4 protein-coding genes and 1 pseudogene are annotated in these 5,541 nt (G+C 71.1%); 4 read left to right on the top strand and 1 reads right to left on the bottom strand.

The window, feature by feature from the left end:
- The first annotated feature begins 80 nt into the window (after positions 1 to 80).
- The 4 genes from CH341_RS27585 to CH341_RS27570 all read left to right on the top strand — a co-directional run bounded on the left by CH341_RS27585 (position 81) and on the right by CH341_RS27570 (position 4,300).
- Complete coding sequence (locus CH341_RS27585; protein ID WP_245431279.1) at positions 81 to 1,217, top strand: ABC transporter substrate-binding protein; 1,137 nt, start codon at positions 81 to 83, stop codon at positions 1,215 to 1,217.
- A 264-nt stretch (positions 1,218 to 1,481) separates the two neighbouring features.
- Complete coding sequence (locus tag CH341_RS27580) at positions 1,482 to 2,543, top strand: FecCD family ABC transporter permease (RefSeq protein WP_210208639.1); 1,062 nt, start codon at positions 1,482 to 1,484, stop codon at positions 2,541 to 2,543.
- Positions 2,540 to 3,385, top strand: coding sequence for an ABC transporter ATP-binding protein (locus CH341_RS27575; RefSeq protein ID WP_111422156.1), 846 nt, complete (start codon positions 2,540 to 2,542; stop codon positions 3,383 to 3,385). Before CH341_RS27580 ends, CH341_RS27575 begins: the two co-directional genes overlap by 4 nt.
- 18 nt (positions 3,386 to 3,403) lie before the next feature.
- Positions 3,404 to 4,300 carry a siderophore-interacting protein gene (locus CH341_RS27570; protein WP_111422155.1) on the top strand — a complete coding sequence of 299 codons (897 nt, stop codon included), beginning with the start codon at positions 3,404 to 3,406 and terminating at the stop codon, positions 4,298 to 4,300.
- A gap of 589 nt (positions 4,301 to 4,889) precedes the next feature.
- Here CH341_RS27570 and CH341_RS27565 read toward each other — a convergent pair.
- Positions 4,890 to 5,541 (bottom strand): annotated as a pseudogene (locus CH341_RS27565) (hypothetical protein); the annotation flags it as partial.

The raw sequence follows: 5,541 nt of genomic DNA, 5'->3' as shown, positions 1-5,541 counted from the left end.
CGCCGCTTCGCGGCGAGCCACCCTCTCCCACGAGGGGAGAGGGTTCGGGCCCTGCCTGCCGCTTCTCTGAAAGACGCATCATGACCCTCTCCCGCCGCACGCTTCTCGGCATCGGCGCCGCCGCGGCGGCCGGCACGCTGATGCCGCGCCGCGCGAAGGCCGCGCGCGACGTGATCACGGTGACGGACGTGGTCGGCCGTCGGGTCGAGATCACCCGGCCGGTGAAGCGCATCGTGCTCGGCGAGGGGCGTCAGCTCATGACGCTGGCGCTCGTCCATCCCGACCCGGTGTCGCTGCTCGCCGGCTGGCCCGGCGATCTGATCCGCCAGGACAAGGTCACCTACGGCCGCTACCGAGAGAAATTTCCGGCGATCGACGGCATTCCGATCGTCGGCCGCGGCTCGGAGGAGTCGTTCTCAATCGAGCAGGCGCTGGCGACCGCGCCCGACGTCGCCATCCTGTCGGGCGGCTACGGCCCGTCGCTGCGCTCGTCGGAGACGATCGCCCGCTTCGAGGCGGCCGGCGTGCCGGTGGTCTTTCTCGATCTCGTCGCAAAACCGCTCGACAACACCGTGCCGAGCCTGCGCCTGCTCGGCCGCGTGCTCGGGCGCGAGGACGCCGCCGAGACGGTGGTGCGCTTCCACGAGAGTCGCGCGTTCCTGATCCGCGACCGCCTCGCCGATGCGAAGCCGGTCGCCCCGACCGTGCTGATGCACGCCCATGCGGGCCTCAACGACTGCTGCAACGCGCCGGGCCGCGCCACCATCGGCGCCTTCATCGACGCGGCCGGCGGCCACAACATCGCGGCCGACGTGCTCAAGACGCCGTTCGGCCCGATCGGCCTCGAATACGTGATCAGACGCGACCCCGAAGTCTATGTGGGGACCGGCGGCGTGCATCTGGCCGGCACCGGCGGCCTGGTGCTCGGCCCCGGCGTCGACGCGGCGGATTCACGGGCGAAGCTGCAGAGCGTGGTGCGCAGTCCCGGCCTCGCCGACATCGCCGCGGTGCGCACCGGCCGCGTCCACGGCCTGTGGCATCTGTTCGGCAACTTTCCGCTCAACGTGCTGGCGCTGGAGGCCCTGGCTCGCTGGTTCCATCCCAAGCTGTTCGCCGACGTCGCCCCCGACGCCAGCCTGAAGCTCGCCAACGACACGCTGCTGCCGGTGCCGATGACCGGCACCTACTGGGTGTCGCTCGATAGCGGGGGACGGTGAGGACGCGATGCGGAACGTCGTCTCGATCGAGGGGCCGGAACGCGTGGCCACCCCCCTCCCCAACCCTCCCCCACAAGGGGGGAGGGAGCAGTCAGCGGCGCGGTGCGATGTCGTCGAACGGCTCGGCACGACCGAGTCGTCCCGTGCAGAGCTGCGACTCTTGCGGTCCCTCCCGCCTTGTGGGGGAGGGAGAGGGAGGGGGGTGAGCCCAGGGCTCGAAACGTCGCCGCCATTCTGTCCACGGCAGAAAGGTCGCCTATGACCATGGCCGCGACGGACCCTCTTTCCGCCGTGGCGGACGCCGCGCTCGCCGGGCATCGGCGGCGGTTGCGGCAGCGTGCCGTGGTCGTGGCGGCGCTCGCGGTCGCCGCGCTGGCGGCGTTCCTGCTCGACCTCGTCACCGGGCCGTCGTCGCTGTCGGCCGCCGACGTGCTGCACGGGCTGGTGTTTCCTGAAAAGCTCGGGCGCGGCGCCGCCGTGATCGTGTTCGACGTGCGGCTGCCGCAGGCTCTGATGGCGATCCTGGTCGGCACCGCGCTGTCGCTCGCCGGCGCCGAGATGCAGACCGTGCTCAACAATCCGATGGCGAGCCCGTTCACGCTCGGCATGTCGGCCGCCGCGACGTTCGGCGCGGCGCTGGCGATCGTGCTCGGCATCGCCCTGCCCGGCGTGCCGCCGACCTGGACGATCCCGGTCAACGCCTTCGTGCTCGCTTTCGGCTCCGCCATGCTGCTGCAGCTCCTCGGCCGGCTGCGCAGCGGCGGCGAGACCCTGGTGCTGTTCGGCATCGCGCTGTTCTTCACCTTCAACGCGCTGGTCGCGCTGATCCAGTTCGTCGCCAGCGAGCAGGCGCTGCAGCAGCTGGTTTTCTGGACCATGGGCAGTCTTTCGCGCGCCACTCGTGAGAAGGCGACGATCCTGGCCGCCGTGATCGGCTGCGTGGTGCCGTTCTCGTTCGCGGCCGCATGGAAGCTGACCGCGCTCCGCCTCGGTGCCGAGCGCGCAAAAAGCCTCGGCATCGACATCGGCCGGCTGCGGTTGTTCTCGCTGATGCGGCTGAGCCTGCTCACCGGCGCTGCCGTCGCCTATGTGGGCGTCGTCGCCTTCGTGGGCCTGGTCGGGCCTCATATTGCGCGGCTGCTGATCGGCGAGGACCATCGCTTCTTCCTGCCGGCCAGCGCGCTGTCGGGCGCCGTGCTGATGTCGCTCGCCTCGATCGCCAGCAAGACCGCGGTGCCCGGCATCGTGCTGCCGATCGGCCTGATCACGTCGCTGATCGGCGTGCCGATCTTCATGACTCTCGTGCTGACGCGGCGGGGCCGATGATGCGGACCGCCGACGCGCTGACCGTCGAACGCCTGTCGGCCGGCTATCCGGGCCGGCCGGTGATCCGCGATCTCGTGCTGCCGCCGCTGCCGGGCGGCGCCGTCACGGCGCTGGTCGGCCCCAACGCGGCCGGCAAGTCGACCCTGCTCAAGGCGTTCGCCGGCCTGGTGAAGGCGGCTGGCCGGGTGACCTTCGGCGACCACGATCTGCTGCGCCTGCCGCTCGCCGCGCGGGCCGACCTGATCGGCTTCATGCCGCAGTCGCTGCCCCAGGGCGTCGCCCTGTCGGTGCTGGAATCCGTGATCGCCGCTTTCGAGGCGTCGCGCCCCGGCGCACTGGCCGGCGCCGACGCGGCGCGCCGCGCCATCACGACGCTCGACCGGCTCGGCATCGCCGACCTGGCGCTCGACACGCTCGACCGGCTCTCCGGCGGCCAGCGCCAGCTCGTCAGCCTCGCCCAGGCTCTGGTGCGCGAGCCGCGGCTTTTGCTGCTCGACGAGCCGACCAGCGCGCTCGACCTGCGCCACCAGGTCACCGTGATGGAGGCGGTGCGGGCGCTCGCCGCCGAGGGCCGCATTGTCGTCGTGGTGCTGCACGATCTCAACCTGGCGGCCCGCTGGGCCGACCGCGTCGTCGTGCTCGACCACGGCCGCGCCGTCGCGGTCGGCACGCCGGCGCAGGCGCTGACCTCGGCGACGCTCGCCGACGTCTGGGGCGTCGCGGCCCGCATCACACTCGGCCCGAACGGCGTCCCGCATGTCGTTGTCGAAGGTGCACTCGACGCGCCGCCTGTGCCTGCGGCTGCCCCCGGCGTCCCGCCCGAAAACTCCACCGCAGCCTGATCGCCACGAGGGACTCTCATGACCGACCCGACCATTGCCACGGCCGGCGCGCCGGCGCGCTTCCGCGGCATCCGCGTGCTCGAGGTGCTGCGCACCGAAAGCGTGACCCCGCAGATGCGCCGTCTGATCCTCGGCGGCGCCGAGCTCGCCGGTGTTCGTGACGACGCGCTGAATCTCAAGATCCTGTTCGCGCCCGAGGGCGTCGACGATCCGGGCTGGCCCCTGGAGGGACCGGGCGGCAAGCCGATCTGGCCGAAGGACCCAGTCCGCCCGATCGTGCGCACCTACACGCTGCGCCGATTCGACGCGGCGGCGGGCGAACTCGCCGTCGACTTCGTGCTGCACGCCGACGGCGAGGCGACCCGCTTCGCGCGCCGGGCGAAGCCGGGCGACCGCGTCGGCGTCGGCGGGCCAGGCGGCCGGAACATCAACCCGGCCGACTGGTACCTGTTCGCCGGAGATCACACGGCCCTGCCGGCGATTGCCGCCATCCTGGAGAAGCTGCCCGACAACGCCGTCGGCCACGCCTTCGTCGAGGTGCCGGACGCGGCCGAGGAGCAGGTTTTCCGCAAGCCTGCCGGCCTCGCGCTGGCCTGGCTGCATCGGAACGACCAGACGCCCGGCCGCACCACGCTGCTACGCGACGCCGTGATGGCGCTGCGCTGGCCCGAGGCGGCGATGAGGCCGTTCGCCTTCATCGCCGGCGAGTCGGCAACCGTGCGGACGCTGCGCGCCTATGTGCGTGACGAGCGCCGGATGGACCGTCGCCAGATCCACGCCATCGGCTACTGGCGCCTCGGCATGACCGAGAACGCCTATCACGACCACCACGACAACGACCGCGACGAGGACTATTTCAAGACCCGGCGCGAGGAGCTGGCCGCCCGCGGCCTCCTGGCCGAGGCCGCCCACTGAGGGCGGCGCGGCCGCGTCGGGGTCGCGGCGCCGAACTCGATCAGCAGCGTCGCCGAAGAGCCGATCTCGTTGCGTCACAGGTCGTGGAAGGCAACAGCTGTGAGGCTACGGAAGGCCCGAGCCTCGCGATCTGGATCAAGGGCGGCATCAGGGTCGTGCCGGCCCCCCCCAAAGAAGCGGTTGTCCTCGGGACATTCGGTGACGTTCCTGACGACCTCAGCTCGGATCGACCTGGCTGATCCGGTCGATAGCGGGACTGCACGGGCTGTCCAACAATCGATTCGCTAGATGATAAGCAGCGCATTCCTGTCCAGGGAAGCCGCCCCTGAGCAGCCCATAAAACAACCGCGGCGTCAGACAGTCTCCACCGCCAAACGGAAAGCAGTGGCCGCAGGAGTGCCTCTCGGGGCGCGGGGAACGGGCCGGGCCGCTGCGGCACGCGTGCCCCGGGTTACCCGATTCGCGACAGTTCCGGCCGATTTTGGACGTCCGTCTCTGGGGTTTCCAAACCCGTTCCCGGCGGGCGAGCGCACCCACGTCGGAGATCGCTTCGAACAGACGCTGAGACCGGTTCGTCCGGCGCGTCGCGCTACCCGGGCAGCCCGAGCATGTGGCGCTGGCGCGACCACTCGGCGGGCGGATCGGAGAGCCGCGCCACCCCGATGCCACGCGGCAGCCGGCCGGCGGCGGCCGCCTCGACCAGATCCGGGGCCAGGAAGGCGAGCGAGATGATCTTGTTCACGTGGCGCACGCTGCAGCCCTCTCGGACCGCGATCGAATCGGCGGTGTCGACGCCGCCCCTGACGATCTCGGCGAGCCAACATCGGCCGCGAGCGATCGCCGCCACGAGGGTCGCGCGTGTCTCGGCGCGGATGGGTCGATCGTCGGCTCCGGCCGCGCCGGTCGGAAGCAGGATCTCGTGGCGGCGGCGCGACGGCGCCTTCCGCCATGGCACCCAGATGGTCTCCGGATCGGACCGGTCACCGTCCGCCCGATCATGATCGGCATCGGCATCCGCATCCGACACACGGCTCGGTCCGGCCAGCTTGCCGGCCGAGCTTTCGAACAACGCCAGCTTGGCATCGACCTCGTCGAGCTTCTGTTTGATCCATTCCACCTGGTCGTGAGCGAGGCTGTTCTTGATCATGATCAAGCTCCTTTCCCAGAACACGCTTCCGCAGGCGCGTGAGCGGGCGAGGCCGGTGAGCCGGTAGGCGAACTCCGAAGTGCCTGGCACCGGG

This window comes from Rhodoplanes roseus, from assembly GCF_003258865.1.
GTDB lineage: Bacteria > Pseudomonadota > Alphaproteobacteria > Rhizobiales > Xanthobacteraceae > Rhodoplanes > Rhodoplanes roseus.
The sequence above is the reverse complement of the archived record's forward strand: the minus strand, read 5'-3'. Positions and strand labels throughout refer to the sequence as shown.